At 33.0% G+C, this 18,988-nt stretch carries 23 protein-coding genes, 1 tRNA gene and 1 pseudogene; 11 read left to right on the forward strand and 14 right to left on the reverse strand.

The window, feature by feature from the left end; genetic code table 11:
• Positions 1 to 4: 4 nt before the first annotated feature.
• Genes BLV84_RS03020 through BLV84_RS03040 form a run of 5 tightly spaced genes read left to right on the forward strand, consistent with a single transcriptional unit; the run spans position 5 to position 3,701 of the window.
• Positions 5 to 634 carry a peptidylprolyl isomerase gene (locus BLV84_RS03020; RefSeq protein WP_093239345.1) on the forward strand — a complete coding sequence of 210 codons (630 nt, stop codon included), beginning with the start codon at positions 5 to 7 and terminating at the stop codon, positions 632 to 634.
• Positions 634 to 1,344 (forward strand): 16S rRNA (uracil(1498)-N(3))-methyltransferase, encoded by a 711-nt coding sequence (locus BLV84_RS03025; protein WP_093239348.1) that lies wholly within the window; start codon positions 634 to 636, stop codon positions 1,342 to 1,344. The genes BLV84_RS03020 and BLV84_RS03025 overlap by 1 nt, the downstream gene beginning before the upstream one ends.
• Entirely contained in the window at positions 1,341 to 1,982 is a 642-nt protein-coding gene (locus BLV84_RS03030; RefSeq protein WP_093239351.1) for a DUF4159 domain-containing protein, read from the forward strand. The genes BLV84_RS03025 and BLV84_RS03030 overlap by 4 nt, the downstream gene beginning before the upstream one ends.
• Positions 1,979 to 2,494: a TrmH family RNA methyltransferase gene (locus BLV84_RS03035; RefSeq protein WP_093239354.1), complete on the forward strand. Its 516-nt coding sequence runs from the start codon at positions 1,979 to 1,981 to the stop codon at positions 2,492 to 2,494. Before BLV84_RS03030 ends, BLV84_RS03035 begins: the two co-directional genes overlap by 4 nt.
• 4 nt (positions 2,495 to 2,498) lie before the next feature.
• A complete protein-coding gene (locus BLV84_RS03040) occupies positions 2,499 to 3,701 on the forward strand; it encodes a THUMP-like domain-containing protein (RefSeq protein ID WP_093239357.1) in 1,203 nt (400 codons plus the stop codon).
• Here the strand turns inward: BLV84_RS03040 and murA are convergent.
• From murA to BLV84_RS03055, 3 genes are all read right to left on the reverse strand, one after another.
• Complete coding sequence (murA, locus tag BLV84_RS03045) at positions 3,698 to 5,011, reverse strand: UDP-N-acetylglucosamine 1-carboxyvinyltransferase (RefSeq protein ID WP_093239360.1); 1,314 nt, start codon at positions 5,009 to 5,011, stop codon at positions 3,698 to 3,700. The genes BLV84_RS03040 and murA overlap by 4 nt on opposite strands.
• A 5-nt stretch (positions 5,012 to 5,016) precedes the next feature.
• Positions 5,017 to 5,655 carry a DUF4290 domain-containing protein gene (locus BLV84_RS03050; protein WP_093239363.1) on the reverse strand — a complete coding sequence of 213 codons (639 nt, stop codon included), beginning with the start codon at positions 5,653 to 5,655 and terminating at the stop codon, positions 5,017 to 5,019.
• Positions 5,656 to 5,717: 62 nt separating this feature from the next.
• The gene (locus tag BLV84_RS03055; RefSeq protein ID WP_093239366.1) at positions 5,718 to 6,011 is read right to left on the reverse strand and encodes a DUF493 family protein; all 294 of its coding nucleotides are present in this window, start codon (positions 6,009 to 6,011) and stop codon (positions 5,718 to 5,720) included.
• A 74-nt stretch (positions 6,012 to 6,085) separates the two neighbouring features.
• On the opposite strand from BLV84_RS03055, the gene BLV84_RS03060 reads away from it, so the two are divergent.
• The 5 genes and pseudogenes from BLV84_RS03060 to BLV84_RS03080 all read left to right on the forward strand — a co-directional run bounded on the left by BLV84_RS03060 (position 6,086) and on the right by BLV84_RS03080 (position 10,536).
• Entirely contained in the window at positions 6,086 to 6,619 is a 534-nt protein-coding gene (locus BLV84_RS03060) for an AAA family ATPase (RefSeq protein WP_093239369.1), read from the forward strand.
• Positions 6,619 to 8,508: a RecQ family ATP-dependent DNA helicase gene (locus tag BLV84_RS03065; protein WP_093239372.1), complete on the forward strand. Its 1,890-nt coding sequence runs from the start codon at positions 6,619 to 6,621 to the stop codon at positions 8,506 to 8,508. Before BLV84_RS03060 ends, BLV84_RS03065 begins: the two co-directional genes overlap by 1 nt.
• Positions 8,505 to 9,455, forward strand: coding sequence for a methionyl-tRNA formyltransferase (fmt, locus tag BLV84_RS03070; RefSeq protein WP_093239375.1), 951 nt, complete (start codon positions 8,505 to 8,507; stop codon positions 9,453 to 9,455). The genes BLV84_RS03065 and fmt overlap by 4 nt, the downstream gene beginning before the upstream one ends.
• A gap of 144 nt (positions 9,456 to 9,599) precedes the next feature.
• A pseudogene (locus BLV84_RS03075) lies at positions 9,600 to 9,890 on the forward strand (HU family DNA-binding protein); the annotation flags it as partial.
• A 79-nt stretch (positions 9,891 to 9,969) separates the two neighbouring features.
• On the forward strand, positions 9,970 to 10,536 hold the full coding sequence (locus BLV84_RS03080) for a YqgE/AlgH family protein (RefSeq protein ID WP_093239383.1): 567 nt from the start codon (positions 9,970 to 9,972) through the stop codon (positions 10,534 to 10,536).
• Here BLV84_RS03080 and BLV84_RS03085 read toward each other — a convergent pair.
• Together BLV84_RS03085 and BLV84_RS03090 are read right to left on the reverse strand one after the other, a co-directional pair.
• Positions 10,533 to 11,387 (reverse strand): aminotransferase class IV, encoded by an 855-nt coding sequence (locus BLV84_RS03085; RefSeq protein ID WP_093239386.1) that lies wholly within the window; start codon positions 11,385 to 11,387, stop codon positions 10,533 to 10,535. The genes BLV84_RS03080 and BLV84_RS03085 overlap by 4 nt on opposite strands.
• A gap of 6 nt (positions 11,388 to 11,393) precedes the next feature.
• Entirely contained in the window at positions 11,394 to 11,786 is a 393-nt protein-coding gene (locus tag BLV84_RS03090; protein ID WP_093239389.1) for an START-like domain-containing protein, read from the reverse strand.
• Positions 11,787 to 11,914: 128 nt separating this feature from the next.
• Here BLV84_RS03090 and BLV84_RS03095 point away from each other — a divergent pair.
• A tRNA-Met gene (locus tag BLV84_RS03095) sits at positions 11,915 to 11,988 on the forward strand.
• A 62-nt stretch (positions 11,989 to 12,050) separates the two neighbouring features.
• Here the strand turns inward: BLV84_RS03095 and BLV84_RS03100 are convergent.
• From BLV84_RS03100 to rpsF, 9 genes are all read right to left on the reverse strand, one after another.
• Complete coding sequence (locus BLV84_RS03100) at positions 12,051 to 12,236, reverse strand: CsbD family protein (protein ID WP_093239391.1); 186 nt, start codon at positions 12,234 to 12,236, stop codon at positions 12,051 to 12,053.
• A 103-nt stretch (positions 12,237 to 12,339) separates the two neighbouring features.
• Positions 12,340 to 13,083, reverse strand: coding sequence for a succinate dehydrogenase/fumarate reductase iron-sulfur subunit (locus tag BLV84_RS03105; RefSeq protein WP_093239982.1), 744 nt, complete (start codon positions 13,081 to 13,083; stop codon positions 12,340 to 12,342).
• Positions 13,084 to 13,090: 7 nt separating this feature from the next.
• On the reverse strand, positions 13,091 to 15,013 hold the full coding sequence (locus tag BLV84_RS03110) for a fumarate reductase/succinate dehydrogenase flavoprotein subunit (protein ID WP_093239393.1): 1,923 nt from the start codon (positions 15,011 to 15,013) through the stop codon (positions 13,091 to 13,093).
• Between the two features lie 2 nt (positions 15,014 to 15,015).
• The gene (locus BLV84_RS03115; protein WP_093239987.1) at positions 15,016 to 15,672 is read right to left on the reverse strand and encodes a succinate dehydrogenase cytochrome b subunit; all 657 of its coding nucleotides are present in this window, start codon (positions 15,670 to 15,672) and stop codon (positions 15,016 to 15,018) included.
• A 244-nt stretch (positions 15,673 to 15,916) separates the two neighbouring features.
• Positions 15,917 to 17,293 carry a histidine--tRNA ligase gene (gene hisS / locus BLV84_RS03120; RefSeq protein ID WP_093239395.1) on the reverse strand — a complete coding sequence of 459 codons (1,377 nt, stop codon included), beginning with the start codon at positions 17,291 to 17,293 and terminating at the stop codon, positions 15,917 to 15,919.
• A gap of 9 nt (positions 17,294 to 17,302) precedes the next feature.
• The gene (locus tag BLV84_RS03125; protein ID WP_093239397.1) at positions 17,303 to 17,776 is read right to left on the reverse strand and encodes a DUF6495 family protein; all 474 of its coding nucleotides are present in this window, start codon (positions 17,774 to 17,776) and stop codon (positions 17,303 to 17,305) included.
• A 66-nt stretch (positions 17,777 to 17,842) separates the two neighbouring features.
• Positions 17,843 to 18,292, reverse strand: coding sequence for a 50S ribosomal protein L9 (rplI, locus tag BLV84_RS03130; protein ID WP_093239399.1), 450 nt, complete (start codon positions 18,290 to 18,292; stop codon positions 17,843 to 17,845).
• 12 nt (positions 18,293 to 18,304) lie between these two features.
• Entirely contained in the window at positions 18,305 to 18,601 is a 297-nt protein-coding gene (gene rpsR / locus BLV84_RS03135; RefSeq protein WP_093239401.1) for a 30S ribosomal protein S18, read from the reverse strand.
• Between the two features lie 3 nt (positions 18,602 to 18,604).
• Positions 18,605 to 18,943 (reverse strand): 30S ribosomal protein S6, encoded by a 339-nt coding sequence (gene rpsF, locus BLV84_RS03140; protein ID WP_093239404.1) that lies wholly within the window; start codon positions 18,941 to 18,943, stop codon positions 18,605 to 18,607.
• Positions 18,944 to 18,988 lie beyond the last annotated feature (45 nt).

Below are 18,988 nucleotides of genomic sequence, written 5' to 3' on the forward strand. Positions count from 1 at the left end.
TTTTATGAAAAAAATTAGCTTACTCATTTTAGTAATAATCAGTATTAATTCACTGCATGCGCAGAGAAATCTTTTTAAAAATAGTTTTGACGAATATAAAGATTTCGGTATTTCTAAAAGTGAGGCTAAAGCCTACCAAAAAGAAGGCTCTTTAAGTGTATTCAATAAAGAAAAACACAACACAAAACTCGCAATAAAACTTTTTAACAAGAAAGTAGGCAAATCAGTAAAAAATAAAAACCATGAAGGAAAAATAGAATATAAAGTTATTGCTGAGGCTGAAAACAAACACTACAGAATCAACTATATTTTTTTTGACGGGAATAAAAAAAGTTACGAACAGATAGAAGAACAACGTGAAAAGATGATCAAGTTACTTGACAGCAATTATAAGTTTGAAAGCCTAGCACGTCAATACTCTATGGATTTAAACAAATATAAAGGTGGCGATTCTGGTTGGTTTAAATTTGGTAGTGTGATGCCAGATTTTGGAAATGCAATCACAAATACAATGTATTACGCCAATGAAGTTTTTAGAGTTGACATTCCAGAAAGAGATTGGTATTATTTAGTTAAGAAAAGTCACACGCCTAAAAACATCAAAGAAATTTTAGTTTTAAAAACTGTTGAATAATGCAATTGTTTTATCAGCCACATTTTGATAAATCAAACGAAAATATCGTTTTTGATCCTCAAGAAAGCAAACATATTGTCAAAGTTCTGCGAAAAAAAAGTAGAGATATTCTATGGATTACTAACGGAAAAGGTTTAGCTGCAAAAGCTGAACTTTTTCAGATCAATCAAAAAAAATGTGAAGCCAAGATTCTTGAATTTGACTATCAAGAAAAATCAAAATTTCATTTGCATATTGCTATTTCACCTACAAAATCTAATGATAGATTTGAAACATTTCTGGAAAAAGCAACAGAAATTGGCATTCACGAAATAACACCACTTCTGACTAAAAACAGTGAAAGAAAAAAGCTTAACTTAGAGCGTTCCGAAAGAATTGTTCAATCTGCAATGAAGCAATCACTGAAATATCATTTACCTAAAATCAATGCTTTAACGAGTTATGACGATTTTGTTAGAGAAGAATTTTCTGGACAAAAGTGTATTGCGCATTGTGAGGATAGCAATCAGAAAAAATTCCTTTTTAACGCTATTGATTCTCATCAAAATTATAGAATATTAATTGGACCTGAAGGGGATTTTAATTTAGAAGAAATTGAGCTTGCAGTTCAAAATAATTATCAAGAAATCAGTTTATCATCTGAGCGTTTACGCACGGAAACCGCAGCTATTGTTGCAACACATATCGTTTCTTTAAAGCAAATTATATGAGAAACTTCATTATTATTTTATGTTTGCTTTTTGTGCAATTTAATTACGGACAAGAGATTGCGACTTTAAAATATAAAGGCGGCGGTGATTGGTATAGCAACCCAACAGCTCTCCCAAACTTAATTTCATTTTCAAATCAAAACATTAAAACAAAGATTTCTTCTCAAGTTAAAGAAGTTGCACCTGATGATCCTGAGATTTTTGATTTCCCTTATATTTATATGACGGGACACGGCAATGTCTTCTTTTCGGAAAATGACGTTGAAAACTTGAGAGAATATTTATTATCTGGAGGGTTTCTCCACATCGACGATAATTATGGCCTTGATGAATATATTCATAAAGAATTAGAAAAAATTTTTCCTGATAAAAAATTAGAAGAGTTACCTGCAAGCCACCCGATATTTTCAAGTTATTTCAAATTTCCAAATGGGTTGCCAAAAATTCATGAGCACGATGGTAAGCCTGCTCAAGCTTTCGGGATTTATGAAGGTGATCGATTGTTATTGCTTTACACCTACGAGAGTGACTTAGGTAATGGTTGGGAAGACAAAAATATCCATAACGATCCTGAAGAAGTTAGGCAAAAAGCCTTGAAAATGGGTGCGAATATTCTTTTTTACATATTTACAAAATGAGCCATCAACTCACACATACTGAATTAAAAAACAAAGCTTCTAAAGCTGAGATTTATATTTTACTAGATGATGTCGCCAGTCCTGCAAACTTGGGGTCAATATTCAGGTTAGCTGATGCTTTTGGTGTGCAAAAAATCTTCCTTCATGAAGATTTAAAAGAAACTCAATCAAGTACGAGATTTAAAAGAACAAGTCGTAGCACTGAAAAATATGTAGAGACTTGTTTCTTTAAAAATATCACTGAAAAAATTTTAGAATTAAAATCTAAAAACAAAAAGCTTATTGGTCTTGAATTAACTTCGGAAAGTCAAGGTATCAACACTTATTCGTTTAATGCAAATGAAGCTTATATTTTGATTTTCGGAAACGAACGTTTAGGTATTTCAGATGAAGTTCTCACCCAACTTGATATATGTTTACATATTGATTTATTCGGTCAAAATAGCAGCATCAATGTCGCTCAAAGTTGTGGAATTGGGCTGTATGAAATAACACGTCAACTTAATAGTTAGACTGATGGCTAATTTAAAATCAATTTTAAAAAAAGAAGTTCAAGATTATATTGATGCCAACATCAATGCAGATATCACGCGTATCGTTTTATCAAAACCTCCTTTTACTGATGTTGATTCAAAGACTTTAGCACAACAGGTTGAAGCTAAACGCAAAGCAAAATCAAAACTACCATCTTGGTTTAAGTCTCAAAAAATCATTTATCCGAAGAATATTAATTTACAACAAAGTTCTTCTGAACTCACTGCAAATTACAAAGCCAAACAAATCAATGGACAAAGAATAGCTGATTTAACCGGTGGATTCGGGATTGATACTTATGCTTTTTCTCAATCTTTTTCTAAGGTTGATCATGTTGAGAGAAACTCGGAACTCTCTGAAATAGTTCAGCACAATATGGATTCGCTGAATGTTACTAATGTTAAATGTCACGCTGCAACAGCTGAGGAGTTTTTAAAGACTCAACATGAAAAATTTGATTACCTTTTTATTGATCCATCTCGGCGTGATGCTTCTCAAAACAAAGTGTTCAAACTCCAAGACTGCGAGCCAGACCTATCAAGAGAGCTTAATTTCTATCTTTCAAAATCAGAAAAAGTTTATATCAAAACCTCTCCACTTCTCGATCTTGAATTGGGTATTCAACAACTAGAAAATGTCGAATCCATCACTATCGTTGCAGTGCAAAATGAAGTTAAAGAATTATTGTGGTTGGTTGGTCAAGAAAGTCAGAAAGACATCAACATAAAAACGGTTAACATCAAAACAAATGGAACTCAAGAAAGTTTTGATTTTAATAGGTCAGATAAATCTATCGAATTTTCAAATTATGCTGAACCTCAAAAAAATGATTATCTATATGAGCCTAACGCAAGCATAATGAAGTCTGGCGCTTTTCAATATATTTCAAAGTACTTTAATCTTAGGAAGCTTGAAGTGAATTCGCATTTATATACAACATCTAAAAAAGATCAAAATTTTCCAGGACGACTATTTAAAATCAATCAAATTTTAGACTACAAACCCAAGCTGATTAAGAAAGAATTGGGCGGTAAAAAACTAAATTTGAGTGCAAGAAATTTTCCGATAAAAGTGGAAGACTTCAAAAAGAAATATAAAATAAAAGATGGTGGCAAAACTTATGCGTTTTTAACAACCACCATCTCTCAAAGAAAAATCATTTTGATTTGTGATAAAATCAATTAATCAAAACGTGTTATTTTAGCGCCGATTGCTCTCAACCTTCCATCGATATCTTCATAACCTCGATCTATCTGTTCAATATTGTGAATTGTAGAAACGCCTTTAGCAGAAAGTGCTGCAATTAATAATGAAATACCTGCACGAATATCAGGACTTGACATCGTTGTCGCTTTTAGTTGCGACTCAAAATCATGACCGATGACCGTTGCCCTATGCGGATCACAAAGAATAATCTTTGCACCCATATCAATTAATTTATCTACAAAAAATAAACGGCTTTCAAACATTTTTTGATGTATCAAAACACTTCCACGAGCTTGTGTGGCAACAACCAAAATAATGCTCAGTAAATCTGGTGTAAACCCTGGCCAAGGCGCATCGCTAATATTCATAATAGAACCATCAATAAAGCTTGTAACCTCGTAACCGCTTTTATGTTCTGGAATATGGATATCATCACCGACTTTCTCAACTGTAATACCTAATTTTCTAAAGGTTTCAGGAATAATCCCTAAATCCTTCCAACTCACATCTTTAATGGTTAATTCACTTTTTGTCATGGCAGCTAAACCAATCCATGAACCGATCTCAATCATATCTGGTAAAACGGTATGTTTACAACCAGATAGTTTTTCAACACCTTCAATATGAAGAAGGTTTGAGCCAATGCCTTTAATTTTCGCTCCCATCGAATTCAACATTTTACAAAGTTGTTGAATATAAGGTTCGCATGCCGCATTGTATATTGAGGTTTTACCTTTAGCTAAAACCGCAGCCATTAAAATATTAGCAGTTCCGGTAACTGAGGCTTCTTCAAGAAGCATATCAACACCTTTCAAACCATTTGGCGCTTCTACACCATAAAAGCGTTCTTCTTTATTATATCTAAATTTCGCACCAAGCTTGATAAATCCGCCAAAATGCGTATCCAATCGACGGCGACCAATTTTATCGCCTCCAGGTCTAGGAATATATCCTTTTCCAAATCGACCTAAAAGCGCACCGACAATCATAATCGAACCACGAAGGCTACTGCCTTCTTCTTTAAATTTTTCGCTTTCTAAATAATCAAGATAAAGGGCGTCACTTTTAAAAGAGAAGCTTCCTTGTCCTAATTTTTGAATTTTGACACCCAGATTACTGAGAATTTCGATCAGTTTATTAACATCTCTAATGTTAGGAATGTTGTCTATATAAACTTTTTCATCTGTCATTAAAACAGCGCACAATATCTGAAGAGCTTCATTTTTAGCGCCTTGTGGGCGAATTTCACCTTTGAGTTGATGTCCGCCTTCAATCTGAAAAGTTGCCATATAAATTACTTACGTTTACGATTATTTCTGTGATGACTTCTATGCGATTTCTTAGAAGATTTGTAACGTTGTTTATGTTTCACCAAATCAGAAGCATCACTTAAATTAGATTCTATCTCTTTTAAACTCAATTTCCCTTCACTTAATTCTGCTAAGTGTTTCACAATGACTTGATCATCAACATGGTCTTTGTTCCAATTGAGATAACATTTTTTCATGTGATTAGCAATCGTTAAAGTCAAGGCCTCTTTTAAATCACCATCTTCCATTTTTATTGCCTCATCAATCATCCTTTTAATGTTGTTTCCGTAAAATCTGTATTTCGGAAAATTTTGAGGATAAGCAAGAGGTTCAGGACGTTCTGCCAAAAGTTCAGCTGTTGGTTTAGGAAAAGGAGAATCAACATCTAGTTTGAAATCACTGATAATAAAAAGTTGATCCCATAATTTATGTTGAAAATCAGTCACATCTCTTAAATGCGGTTGCATATTGCCCATGACATCAATAATGGCTTTAGCAGTGTTGTTTCGTTTCTGTTTGTCTTCAATGGTGATCGCATGTTCAACCATTCTTTGAATATTACGACCATATTCAGGAATGCGTAATTGAGTTCGCTCTGAATTGTACTCTAGTGAATTTGTCAAAATGATATTTTTAATTTAAAAAGAGAATTGCAAAATACATAAAAAAATGCAGTCTAAATGACTTATAAAGAAATTACACCGTCAACTTCCTGACCGACTTCTTTATACTTCTCAACAACATCTTCAGGTGATTTCATTTTTACATGAATAGAAACGCTTGTATATTTGCCCTTTGAAGATTGTTTTGTTTTGATAACAGCACCCATATCATCAAATAAAGAGCTCAATTTTTGAAGTTCTTTTTCGTGTGTTGTAGGTAATATAAATTTGAACAAATAAGGGCCAGGCCACTTGTCTAATTTTTCAAGTTGGCGTCTTAGTTTGTTGTAGAATTCATCTTGTTGTTTATCTTGCATCAATTTTTTTTACAAATATAAAAGTTATTAGGTAAAACGATAACAATTACTGAAATGAACATTAAAAACCACTTATGGGGAGTGAAAAAATAGTATTAATTGGTGGACCTAGTACTGGGAAATCATCTATTATTGAAAGTTTAACACATTGCAAATACCAATGTATGCCAGAAATCTCACGTGAAGTGACACGTAGAGCAAAGGAAGATGGCATCGAACAGCTTTTTTTGACAGATCCCTTGAAATTCAGCGAGTTGTTATTAAAAGGTAGAATTAACCAATTTAAAGCCGCAAGTACGCTAAGCAGTAAATATGTTTTTATAGATAGAGGAATTCCTGATGTCACAGCTTATATGGATTATTTTGGTCAAGAATATCCTGAGTCTTTTAGTGAGGCTAACAAAAAGTATATTTACGATAAAATTTTTATCTTGCCTATTTGGGATGAGATTTACACAACAGACGGTGAGCGTTTTGAAGGAATTGATTTGGCTAAGGGTCTGCAAAAGTCTCTTAGGAAAACTTATGAATCACTTGGTTATAATTTAATTGAAGTCCCAAAAACAGATATCAACAGACGTATAGATTTTATTTTAGCGCATTTATAATGACTGATGTTCAGCAAATTCTTCAAAAATATTGGGGCTTTGATCACTTTTTGGATAGTCAAGAAGATGTTATCAAAAGTGTTCTAAACCAAGAAGATTGCTGTGCAATATTACCTACTGGAGGTGGAAAATCTATCTGCTTTCAAGTTCCTGCCATCGCTTTAGATGGTATTTGTTTAGTTGTCTCTCCTTTATTAGCCTTGATGGAAGATCAAGTACAGAATCTTAAATCTAAAGGTATTAAAGCGGATTACATCAAAAGTAGTATGTCTTTGAAAGATATACATCAGTTGCTTGATAATTGTGTTTATGGTCGATATAAACTTTTATATTTATCACCAGAACGCCTTCAAAATAAAGAAATTTTAGAGCATTTAATCAAGCTGCCTATTTCTTTTGTCGCCATTGATGAAGCGCATTCAATTTCACAGTGGGGACACGATTTTAGACCCGCTTATCGCCAAATTCGAATTTTAAAAGACTATTTACCAAATCTGACTTTTCTAGCATTAACTGCAACGGCTACACCTGAAGTTTTAAAAGACATCAAAGAGAATTTAGCTTTGGAAAAACCTAAAACTTATCAACGTAGTTTTAAAAAACCAAATCTCAATTTTGGCTTTTTCAAGGTTTCTGATAAACTTGCCGCAATTGCTAAATACCTCAAATCGCATTCAGATGACAGCGGTATTATTTATGTAAGGAAAAGACAATCTAGCCATGATATTTCTGCTTATCTCAATAAAATCGGTTTTCAATCAGAAGCTTATCATGCTGGAATATCAACTCGATTAAAAGAGAAAATTCTTAAAAATTGGATTGCCAACAAAACTAAAATTATTGTCGCCACAACTGCATTTGGAATGGGGATTGACAAATCCGATGTCAGATTTGTTTTGCATTATCATCCGCCAGAAAGCATAGAAAGCTTCTATCAAGAAGCCGGTAGAGCTGGCAGAGATCGAAAGCCTGCTGATGCATTTCTTTTTTACAATAAAAATGACATCTTTATTTTAAGATCTTATATTTCAAATCAAATTCCTGATTTCTCTTTTATAAAGACACTTTATAAAAATTTAAATCAATTTTTTGGTGTCGCTTATGGCGAAGGTCAAAATGAAGTTTTTGATTTTAATTTCAGTGAGTTTTGCAAACACAATCATTTCAACTTTAATCAAACCTATGCCGGACTGCAAGTTTTAGACAATTTAGGTGTGATTCGTTTAAGCAAAAATTTTAAGGAGAAAATCAGAATTACTTTTATTGTTTCGAGTGCTCACCTGATTAATTTTTTAGATAAAAATATCAATTATCAAAATGTTGTCAACAGCATTTTAAGAACTTATGGCGGACTTTATGAACAAGAAATTAATATCAATCTAGATTTAATTAGTTACAAAACCGGTATTGCTAAACAAAATATCAAAAAGCTTTTAAGTGAATTGGAAAAGAAGGACATGATGACTTATGAAAATTTTAAGCATGATGTGAATGTTGAATTTCTTGTCCCTAAAGAAAATGATAGATCGATAAACCCACATAAAAAAAGTATCGAGTCACTCAAGAAAGCGAAAGTTAATCAGATTGAATCCGTCATTGACTTAATACTTAATCAAAAGGATTGCATCCAAAATCAAATTCTTAATTATTTTGGTGAAGCAACTTATAAAAACTGTGGCCATTGCCAGAATTGCTCAAATAATAAAGGTCAGAAATTAGACTTGAAGAAAGACGTTTACAAATATCTCCAGAATGTTGATTCTGCTTCTGTTGAAGAATTATCAGCACAATACAAAAATAAAGATCAAGCTGTTTTATCAAGTTTAAGAGAACTTCTTAAGTTAGAGAAAATCACAATAACAGCAGACAATAAATATAAAACCAAATGAAAAAATTAAAAATACTTTTTTTAGGAACGCCTGACTTTGCTGTTGAAACACTTTCAAAGCTTCATCAGCATTTTGAAATCGTAGGTGTTGTCACAGCTCCAGATAAACCTTCAGGGAGAGGTAGAAAGCTAAATCAATCTGCTGTAAAAAAATACGCGTTAGAGAAGAATTTAGAAGTCTTACAGCCCACAAATCTTAAGTCTGATGAATTTCAGCAAGATCTCAATCGTTTAAATCCCAACTTAGCAATTGTCGTTGCATTTAGAATGCTTCCCAAAAAAGTATGGAGCTTTCCTGAATACGGTACATTTAATATCCATGCTTCACTCCTACCTAATTACCGAGGCGCGGCACCCATTAATTGGGCTGTAATGAATGGCGAAAAGGAAACAGGTGTCACAAGTTTTTATTTAGATGAAAAAATTGATACTGGAGCAATTATCGATTCACGTTCAGTAGAAATTGAGAAACATGAAACCGCCGGTAGTTTGCACGATAAATTGATGGTTTTAGGTGCTGATCTAGCAGTTGAAACTGCAAAAGCGATTTCTGAAGGTTCTGCTGTAGCAAAAAAACAAATCAAAGATTCAGACTATAAAGAAGCTCCAAAATTAACTAAAGAAAATACAAAAATTAATTGGAATAATGATGCTGATCAAATTATCAATTTCGTCAATGGACTAAATCCTTATCCTTTAGCCTGGGCTTCACTTATTGAGGAAGGAAAAACAGTTCAGATAAAGATTGGATGTGTGGAAATCGAAAATGAAATTGACCAAGAAGCTCATGTTGGTGAACTCATTTTAAAAAAAAATAAATTATTAATCAAGTCAAGAACTAAATGGATCTCAATTAAAGAATTAAAATATCCAGGTAAGAAAATGCTAAAAATTCAAGATTTTCTTAATGGCTATAATCAAGCTAATGCTGACAAAATGGAGCTTTGAGAAGATCTTGAACGGTTTATAACTCAAAAAAAATGCTAAAATCAAAGAAATTCGCCCTATTCAATAGGATTTATAGCCAAAAGACTTGCATAATTAGAATTTACATATAAATTTGTAATGTATTAACAAAATTTTTATTCAACAAAATTCAATTTTTTAGTTATGAACAAAACAAATTTAATCGACGCAATGGCAGAAGATGCCGGAATCACAAAAGCTGATGCAAAAAAAGCTTTAGAGTCTTTCTTAGAAAATGTAGAAGGAGCTTTAAAGAAAGGTGACCGCGTTTCACTTGTAGGATTTGGATCATGGTCAGTATCAAAAAGAGCTGCACGTGAGGGAAGAAACCCACAGACAGGAAAAACAATCAAAATTGCAGCTAAAAACGTTGTTAAGTTTAAAGCAGGCTCAGACTTACAAAAATCAGTTAACTAAGATTTTTGATTCGTATAAGAAAAGGCCTTTTTAAAAGGTCTTTTTTTATTTAATACCAAAACTAACCGATACGAATTATATGTCAAACCAAAATCAATTCACAAAAGGACAACTATTAATAGCAGAACCATCTATTTTGAATGATAGAAGCTTTTCAAGATCTGTCATATTGATTACACATGTTGATCAAAGTGATGTCGTTGGCTTTATTCTCAACAAAAAATCGAATCATAATCTTAAGGAACTCATCCCAGATTTAAAAACAGACTTCCCCATACATAAAGGTGGACCTGTAGAAGAAGATAGTCTGTACTTTATACATACAATTCCAGAATTAATTCCTGATAGTTTAGAAATTAAAGACGGTATATTTTGGGGAGGGAATTTTGAAAATGTTGTACAACTTGTCAATGATGGAATTGTCAATAATGAAAATACTAAATTCTTCTTGGGTTACACAGGTTGGCTCAATGATCAACTTCAAGATGAAATCAACAACAAAACATGGATTATTGATAACTTTAAACAAAAAAGTAATTTATTTAAAGTTTCATTAGAAGGAGAATACTGGCAAGATAAATTGAAATCATTAGGTGGTGATTACCTTATATGGTCTAATGCACCAGGAAATCCTAGTAACAACTAAATCACTTTTTTCTCCGTCAATCGCAACTCAGCGTTAATTTTATTTACCAATTTTTTAGCAATGCCGTTTTTAAACTCCTTTTTGCGGTAACGCGAAACACTTTGAATTCCCTGAATACTATTCGTCATAAAAAGTTCATCAGATTTTTGAATTTCAAATGGTGATATCGAGCTTTCTTCTATGGTCAATTCATCCATTTTGCTAATAATTTTAATCAATTCAGATCTGAAGACACCTTTTAAACATCCATCAGACAATGGCGGTGTCTTAACAAGATTACCTTTTACCAAAAACAAATTAGCATTGGTAAATTCAATAACAGATTTTTTTTCATTTAATAAAATACAATTATCTAAATCATTTTCATCTGCATATATTGATCCTAAAATCGAAGGTAATTTTGATGTCGTTTTTAAATTAGATAACATCCCAGATAATACAAAATGATCTTTAAAAAGATCAACTTCGCATTTTATATCATGGTGTTTGTAAAAAGGAGAATCAAGCTCAGAGCAAGTGATAACGAAATCTATTTCTCGTGTATCTGGCTTATACAAACCGCCATCTTTGCGAAAAACTAAAATTTTAACTCGTGCAGGTTTATGCTCAAGTTCATTGGCTTTTAAAGTCAATTTAATCTGATTCAATAAATACTCAGGAGAAAAAGATTGAGGTATTTCCATTCTTAAAATCCGCATGGAAGACATCAATCTAAAATAGTGTGACTCCCAAAACATTTCTTGTCCATGTATGACACGCATGCTTTCAAATAAAGCATCGCCATAATTTAAGCCTCGATTATAAACTGAAAAATCAGGTTTATCAGTTAGGTTTCCGTTTAAGTTGACCATAAAAAATTAAGCTGAACCTAGAACTTGTTTTAATTCAGAAATCATATTTTCCCAAAGCATCTTACCTTCTTCTACTTCATCATCTTCTGCATAGTCTGTAATCATCAATGAAACATCTTTTGTAATTTCATCAACTTGAATACGCATCTCGAAAAAATAACTTTCATCGTCTTCTTCATCAGCTAACCATCTGAGTTTTATTTTTTCATCAGATTTCTTGGTTAAAAGTTTAGCTTGCTCTTCACTACCTTCCCAGATAAATGTATAAACTTCGCCTCTAGAGTTCACATTATCAGCAAACCATTCGCTTAATCCTGAAGGTGTGGAAATATATTGATATAACAAATTTGGAGAAACTTGTATTGGAAATTCGAGTTCGTATTTTGTCTTTTCACTCATGATTATATATTCTAATTAGAAAAGCAATATATGTATTTATTAGGTAAGAATAAAAAAATAATTTTTAAATTTCACCTAAAAGAAACTTGCAGCAGCGAAAATTAATTTTATCTTTGCAAACCGAAAATGGCGAGGTAGCTCAGTCGGTTAGAGCGTCGGATTCATAACCCGGAGGTCGGCAGTTCGATTCTGCTCCTCGCTACACAAAAAAAGGCTTTCGGATTCATCCGAAAGCCTTTTTTATTTTAAATATAAATCTAGGAATTACATATTCTTGATTTCTTTCTCAAGCTCTTCTTTGGTTTTTCCAGTTTTTTCTTGAAGACGTCCTAATAATTCATCTTTTTTGCCATCTGCATACTTTAGATCATCATCAGTCAAATCGCCATATTTCTGTTTCAATTTTCCTTTAGCTTGATTCAACTTTCCTTTAAATTCTTGCTCATTCATTGTTTTTTTGTTTTATGATTAAACATTAAAACTACACTTAATATATGTTAAGTCATCACAAGATAAAGTTATATAATGTTATAAAAATGATAATAATTGAATTTTATTTTTTCAATTTGGCTTTGTTATATTCAAAATTCATTTTAGCAATATTTAAAACTGAAATATCTTGAGGACATTCAATTTGACAAGCTTCTGTATTTGTACAATGACCAAAATCTAATTCTTCCATTCTATTGACCATATCGACAGTTCTTTTTGCACTTTCTTTTTTCCCTTGCGGTAAGTGTGTAAATTGGGAGATCTTAGCTGAAGTAAACAAAGCTGCACTTGCATTTTTACAAGTAGCTACACATGCACCACAACCTATACAAGCAGCAGAATCAAAAGCAGCCTCTGCCTCGTTATGTGTTACAGGAATACTGTTTGCCTCAGGTGCTTGACCAGTATTAACTGAAACATAACCTCCGGCTGCAATGATATCATCAAAACCTGTACGGTCAACTTTCAAATCACGAATAACAGGAAAAGCTTTTGCTTTAAATGGTTCTATATAAATGGTATCACCATCTTTAAATGAACGCATATGTAGCTGACAAGTAGTTGTGTTTTTTAACGGGCCGTGAGCAATACCATTAATCATAACGCCGCATTGTCCACAAATTCCTTCGCGACAATCATGATCAAATTCTACTGGTCTTTCTCCACTTTTAGCCAACTTTAAATTAAGCATGTCCAACATTTCCAAAAAAGACATTTCAGCACTGACATTGTCAAGGGTGTGATCTTCCAATTGCCCTTTAGTGTCTTTATTTTTTTGACGCCATATTTTTAAATATATTTTCATAGCTGACTTATTTATAATTTCGTTGAGTCGGTTTAACGTACTCAAATTTTAAAGGTTCTTTGTTTAAAATAGGTTCCGAAGCTTGACCGCTCCACTCCCATGCTGCAGAGTAAGAATATTCAGCATCATTACGCATTGCTTCGCCTTCTTCTGTTTGAAATTCTTCTCTAAAATGTGCTCCGCAAGATTCTTCTCTTCGCAAAGCATCAATACACATCAACTCTGCTAATTCAAAATAATCGCTAACTCTTCCTGCCTTTTCAAGTTCACTATTTATATCTTCGACATCACCAGGAACAAGTAAATTTTCATGAAACTCCTCTCTCAAGTTCTGAATATCTGTGATTGCTTTTTTCAAACCATCTTCTGATCGTGATAAACCACATTTATCATAAAGTATTTTTCCAAGTTCTCTATGAAATTCTTCAGCTGTCTTGTTGCCCTTTAAATTGACAAACTTTTCAAGTTGAGATTTAACCTGTTTTTCTGCTTCATCAAAAGCTGGATGATTCACATCTGTTTTAGCAACTTGAATTTCATCAGCCAAATAATTTTGAAGTGTATAAGGCGCAATATAATAACCATCAACACAAGCTTGTAATAATGAGTTTGCCCCCAATCTGTTAGCACCGTGATCAGAGAAATTAGCCTCACCGATTGCAAAAAGCCCAGGCGTTGTTGTCATCAAATCATAATCGACCCAAAGTCCACCCATTGAAAAGTGCGCAGAAGGCGAGATTTTCATCGGTTCCTTGTAAGCATTAATTCCTGTAATTTTTTCGTACATGGTAAATAAGTTTCCATAACGCTCTTCAATTACATCTTGACCATATTCTTTAATAGCATGAGAAAAATCTAAATAAACAGCATTCTTTAAAGCGCCAATACCTTTACCGGCATCAATTTGCTCTTTTGCTGATCTCGATGCAATATCTCGTGGTGCTAAATTTCCAAAAGCAGGATATTTCCTTTCTAAATAATAATCTCTTTCTTCTTCAGGAATATCCTTAGGTTTTCTCGTTTCGTTTTTATCTTGAGGCACCCAGATACGACCATCGTTCCTTAATGACTCAGACATCAACGTCAGTTTTGATTGATACTCTCCGCTTTGTGGTAAGCTTGTTGGGTGAATTTGCGTCCAACTTGGATTTGCCATCAAAGCTCCTTTTTTATGAGCACGCCAAATTGCTGAAGCATTACAACCCATGGCAAGTGTTGATAAATAGTATATTTTACCAAAACCACCAGTAGCTAATATGACAGCATGAGCTCCGTGACGTTCAATTTCACCAGTATCTAAATTTCTAGCAATAATTCCTTTTGCTTTTCCATCGATAGTGACTAAATCTAGCATTTCATGTCTTGCATAAAGTTTGACTTGGCCAGTTTCTTTTTGACGCATTAGAGCCTGATAAGAACCTAAAAGCAATTGCTGACCTGTTTGTCCACGTGCATAAAAAGTTCTGGAAACTTGAACACCTCCAAAAGATCGGTTTCTCAGGTAGCCACTATATTCTCGTCCAAAAGGAACACCTTGAGCAACAGCTTGATCGATAAGACTTGCTGAACATTCGGCCAATCTATATGTATTTGCTTCTCGTGATCTAAAGTCTCCACCTTTTAAAGTATCATAGAACATTCTGAAAACGCTATCACCATCATTTTTGTAATTTTTCATTGCATTAACACCACCTTGAGCAGCAACAGAATGTGCTCGGCGTGGAGAATCTTGAAAACAAAAACTTTTGACTTTGTATCCCATTTCAGCTAAAGACGCTGCTGCTGAAGCACCTGCTAAACCAGTTCCGACAACAATCACTTCAAGCTTTTTACGGTTATTAGGGTTTACTAATTTCGCTTTTGCTTTATAATTGCTCCATTTATCTTTTAGATCTCCTTCAGGAATATTTGCGTGAATTTCTTTAGTCATAATTATAATTTTAAAAAGATATAGAAAGGAATAATGAGATAACCAAATGTCATCAATACTGCGAAACCTATTCCGATAGTTTTAACAATTTTAGTGTAATAAGGATGGTATAAACCAACACTTCGGAATGCACTAAAAAAACCATGTAGCAAGTGAAAGCCTAAAGCCAAGATAGCCACAGCGTAAAGAATGACATACCATAATTCTTGAAAGGATACAACGACTAATGAGTATAAATCTTTATTCCCATTAATGTCAGTTTCTATGCTTCCAAACTTATAGGGATACCAAAAATCTTTGAAATGAATCACAAGAAAAGCGAAAACAATTGTTCCCAAAAGCATCATTTGTCTTGAATACCATTTACTAGCTCTGTTTCTTTTGTCCTTGACATAAGTTTCACCAGAAGCTTTTTTTGCTTTTGTACTTAAATAAATTGCATCAATTGTATGCAGTAAAATACTCGCATACAAAACGTACGAAACAATCTTGATCAAAATATTTCCCGACAAGAAATGACTATAAAGATTGTACTGAAGTTGAGCTTCTTCTTTTGGTAGTAATAATTGAAGATTACCAAGCAAATGAATGATTAAGAAAAAGCAAAGAAAAAGACCTGTCAAAGCCATCAGATTTTTCCGAGTTATCGCATTGTTAATAAACCACACATGTATAGATTTAGAATGAACTTCTAAGTTACGCCATTATTTAAAGAAGGTCAATTATAAACCTGAATTTAGAATGATTTTAAAACAGCATCATAATAATTAAATCAAACTAACAACACATTCAATGTATTGATTTTTAATTACTTATGATTAACAAAAACAAAAGAGCTGATTTTATAAAATCAGCTCTTTGATGAGATATATCATAGATGTACTTATTTCAAAATAATTACATCTATTGTGAAGCAAATTTCCTCAAAATAGTTTCCAAATCAACCAATTCTTGCTCACCTGTTTCTAGGTTTTTCAGATTAAACGCTTGCTTTTCAATTTCTGATTCTCCAGCGATCACTGCATATTTAATTCCGCGTTTATCAGCATATTGCATTTGTTTTTTAAATTTAGTATCATCAGGATAAAGCTCAGCCTTAATTCCTTTTTGACGGAGTTTCATAATAGCTTTCATCGCGTATTTAGACTCTTCAAAACCAAAATTAATAAAAAGGATTTGGGTTGAATCTGAGACAGTTTCGGGAAATAAATTTAATTCTTCTAACACGAGATAAATCCGATCAAGTCCAAAAGAGATTCCGACGCCACTCATATTTTTTAAACCAAAAATACCAGTTAAATCATCGTAGCGACCGCCACCTCCAATGGAGCCGATTTTAACATTCTCAGGAGCTGATATTTCAAATATGGCGCCTGTATAATAATTTAAACCGCGTGCCAAAGTAACATCTAAATCTAAGGTTGCAGATTTAAAATCATAATCCTCTAAAGCTTGGTGAACAAAAGTGAGCTCTTCAACTCCTTCTAGTCCAATTTTTGAAGTTGAAAGAATGTTTTTTAATTGATTGATTTTATCTTCAAAGTTCCCTGAGAAACTAAAGATTGGTTGAATCTTGGCTATTGCTTCTTCAGCTATTCCTTTTTCAAACATTTCTTTTTTCACACCTTCCTCTCCTATTTTATCAAGTTTATCTAGTGCAACTGTAAAATCTATTAATTTATCTTGCTCTTCAATCACTTCTGCAAAACCTGATAGAATTTTACGGTTATTTAATTTAATTGTAATACCGTTGAGTTGAAGTGCATGAAAAACCTGATCGTATAACATCACAAATTCAACTTCTTGCCATAAACTATCACTTCCAATAACATCAGCATCGCACTGCACAAATTCTCTAAAACGTCCTTTTTGCGGGCGATCTGCTCTCCAAACAGGTTGAACTTGGTAGCGCTTAAATGGAAAAACCAACTCATGTTGATGCTGTACGACATACCGCGCAAAAGGAACTGTTAAATCATACTTTAAGGCTTTTTCAGCGATTTGTGAAGCCAAAGCATTTGAATCTTTAGCTTGCAAATGCTGCTCATTAGATTTCTTTAAAAAGTCGCCTGAATTTAGAATTTTAAAAATCAAACGATCTCCTTCTTCTCCATACTTACCAAGTAATGTTGAAGATTTCTCAAAGCTTGGTGTTTCGATTGGTTGAAAACCAAAGTTTTTAAAATGAGATTTAATTGTTTGAATAATATATTCTCGTCTAGAAACTTCAACAGGAGAAAAGTCCCGAGTTCCTTTAGGAATTGATGGTTTTTGAGCCATGGTTAAAATTTAATTAACAACAATTTTTTCAAAGTAAGTGTATAAATCACCTTTGGTGATATGTGCTCCTTTCTTTATAAGTGCAAAAATATCTGTATTGCGTTCTTCAGCAATTGGCTTTGTTGATGTATAAATATTAACATCATCATTATTCAAATTTTTACGCAACCATTGGTACCCGTCGGTAGTTGTGATATCGACAGCTGGATTTTCAATTTTAATTGCAATCAAATCAATATCTGCATCTTTAAAGTGAAAAAGGAATAATTGCTGAGGAGAAAAATGTTCGAGATAATTGACTTTATTCAAAACGCCTTCCCAAACTAGATCGCTAAAAACATCAAGTTCTTGCTCGACTATGCCAGGCTGATCTTTCTTGATTTTTTCCCACTCATCAACAGTAATTTGTTGAGTTGCCAAGAAGTTAATAAACTCTTGATGCATTTCTTCAAACTGCTCTCGTGTAAGTCTTTCGTATTTCATAATTAGCAAAAATAAAAAAAGATCGACAGTAAATTGCCGATCTTTCAAATGTTATTCAGTTATTGATTAAGCTTCGCCAACCACGTCGAATGTAATTTCGATAATTACTTCTCGATGGAAACGTAACTTAGCTGTGTACTGACCCAATCTTTTGATGTTACCACCAAAGATTGAAATATATTTTTTATCAAGTTCAACATCATTTTTAACAAGTTTCTCGCTTAAATCAGCAGTTGTAATACTACCAAAAAGCTTGTCACCAGCTCCAGCTTTTGCTGTAATTTCAATTGATACTTCTTTTGCTTTTTCAGCCAATTGCTTAGCTTCAGCAACAACTTTCTCTTCTTTGTGAGCACGTTGTCTTAAGTTTTCTGCTAAAACTTTTTTTGCAGAAGGTGTTGCTAAAACTGCAAGACCTTGAGGAATCAAAAAGTTTCTTCCGTAACCGTTTTTTACAGTTACTAGATCATCAGCAAAACCTAAGTTATCTACATCTTTTCTTAATATAATTTCCATAGTTTTTGCTTTTTATTTTAATAAATCACCAACGTAAGGCATTAAAGCTAAGTGTCTAGCTCTTTTGATTGCTTGAGATACTTTTCTTTGGTATTTCAAAGAAGTTCCTGTTAAACGTCTTGGTAAAATTTTCCCTTGAGGGTTAACAAATTCCATTAAAAAATCTGGATTTTTGTAATCTACATATTTAATTCCAGCTCTTTTAAAACGGCAGTAACGTTTCTTAGCAGTCGTCTCAATATCTAATGGCGTTAAATATCTGATTTCGCCATCGTTTTTTCCTTTCGATTGTTCTTCAATACTAGCCATTTCTTAAGATTTTGATTTTACACGTTTGATTCTTTCTTTAGCCCAATCGATAGCGTGTTTGTCTAACTTTACAGTCAAGAAACGCATCATACGCTCGTCTCTTCTAAACATCACTTCTAAAGGATCAATTGCAGAACCTTCTACTTCATACTCGAATAAATGGTAAAAACCACTTTTTTTGTGCTGGATTGGGTAAGCTAATTTTTTTAAGCCCCAATTTTCTTTGTTTACGATCTCGGCACCCTTAGAAGTCAAAAAATCTTCGTACTTCTGAACTGTCTCCTTTATCTGATCTTCAGATAAAACGGGATTCAAGATGAAAACAGTTTCATAATGATTCATATTATACATTTTAATTAATGGCTGCAAAAATAATCTTTTTCTTTT

Source organism: Psychroflexus halocasei (assembly GCF_900107595.1).
GTDB lineage: Bacteria > Bacteroidota > Bacteroidia > Flavobacteriales > Flavobacteriaceae > Psychroflexus > Psychroflexus halocasei.

Coding starts and splice junctions, on each gene's coding strand:
- rplI (WP_093239399.1), bottom strand. CDS start 18,292: ATGGAAATTATATTAAGAAAAGATGTAGATAACTTAGGTTTTGCTGAT.
- BLV84_RS03100 (WP_093239391.1), bottom strand. CDS start 12,236: ATGAATGAGCAAGAATTTAAAGGAAAGTTGAATCAAGCTAAAGGAAAA.
- murA (WP_093239360.1), bottom strand. CDS start 5,011: ATGGCAACTTTTCAGATTGAAGGCGGACATCAACTCAAAGGTGAAATT.
- fmt (WP_093239375.1), top strand. CDS start 8,505: ATGAAAAAATTAAAAATACTTTTTTTAGGAACGCCTGACTTTGCTGTT.
- rpsR (WP_093239401.1), bottom strand. CDS start 18,601: ATGGCTAGTATTGAAGAACAATCGAAAGGAAAAAACGATGGCGAAATC.
- BLV84_RS03125 (WP_093239397.1), bottom strand. CDS start 17,776: ATGAAATACGAAAGACTTACACGAGAGCAGTTTGAAGAAATGCATCAA.
- BLV84_RS03105 (WP_093239982.1), bottom strand. CDS start 13,083: ATGAAAATATATTTAAAAATATGGCGTCAAAAAAATAAAGACACTAAA.
- BLV84_RS03040 (WP_093239357.1), top strand. CDS start 2,499: ATGGCTAATTTAAAATCAATTTTAAAAAAAGAAGTTCAAGATTATATT.
- rpsF (WP_093239404.1), bottom strand. CDS start 18,943: ATGAATCATTATGAAACTGTTTTCATCTTGAATCCCGTTTTATCTGAA.
- BLV84_RS03090 (WP_093239389.1), bottom strand. CDS start 11,786: ATGAGTGAAAAGACAAAATACGAACTCGAATTTCCAATACAAGTTTCT.
- BLV84_RS03110 (WP_093239393.1), bottom strand. CDS start 15,013: ATGACTAAAGAAATTCACGCAAATATTCCTGAAGGAGATCTAAAAGAT.
- BLV84_RS03055 (WP_093239366.1), bottom strand. CDS start 6,011: ATGCAAGATAAACAACAAGATGAATTCTACAACAAACTAAGACGCCAA.
- hisS (WP_093239395.1), bottom strand. CDS start 17,293: ATGGCTCAAAAACCATCAATTCCTAAAGGAACTCGGGACTTTTCTCCT.
- BLV84_RS03080 (WP_093239383.1), top strand. CDS start 9,970: ATGTCAAACCAAAATCAATTCACAAAAGGACAACTATTAATAGCAGAA.
- BLV84_RS03065 (WP_093239372.1), top strand. CDS start 6,619: ATGACTGATGTTCAGCAAATTCTTCAAAAATATTGGGGCTTTGATCAC.
- BLV84_RS03085 (WP_093239386.1), bottom strand. CDS start 11,387: ATGGTCAACTTAAACGGAAACCTAACTGATAAACCTGATTTTTCAGTT.
- BLV84_RS03060 (WP_093239369.1), top strand. CDS start 6,086: ATGGGGAGTGAAAAAATAGTATTAATTGGTGGACCTAGTACTGGGAAA.
- BLV84_RS03025 (WP_093239348.1), top strand. CDS start 634: ATGCAATTGTTTTATCAGCCACATTTTGATAAATCAAACGAAAATATC.
- BLV84_RS03020 (WP_093239345.1), top strand. CDS start 5: ATGAAAAAAATTAGCTTACTCATTTTAGTAATAATCAGTATTAATTCA.
- BLV84_RS03035 (WP_093239354.1), top strand. CDS start 1,979: ATGAGCCATCAACTCACACATACTGAATTAAAAAACAAAGCTTCTAAA.
- BLV84_RS03030 (WP_093239351.1), top strand. CDS start 1,341: ATGAGAAACTTCATTATTATTTTATGTTTGCTTTTTGTGCAATTTAAT.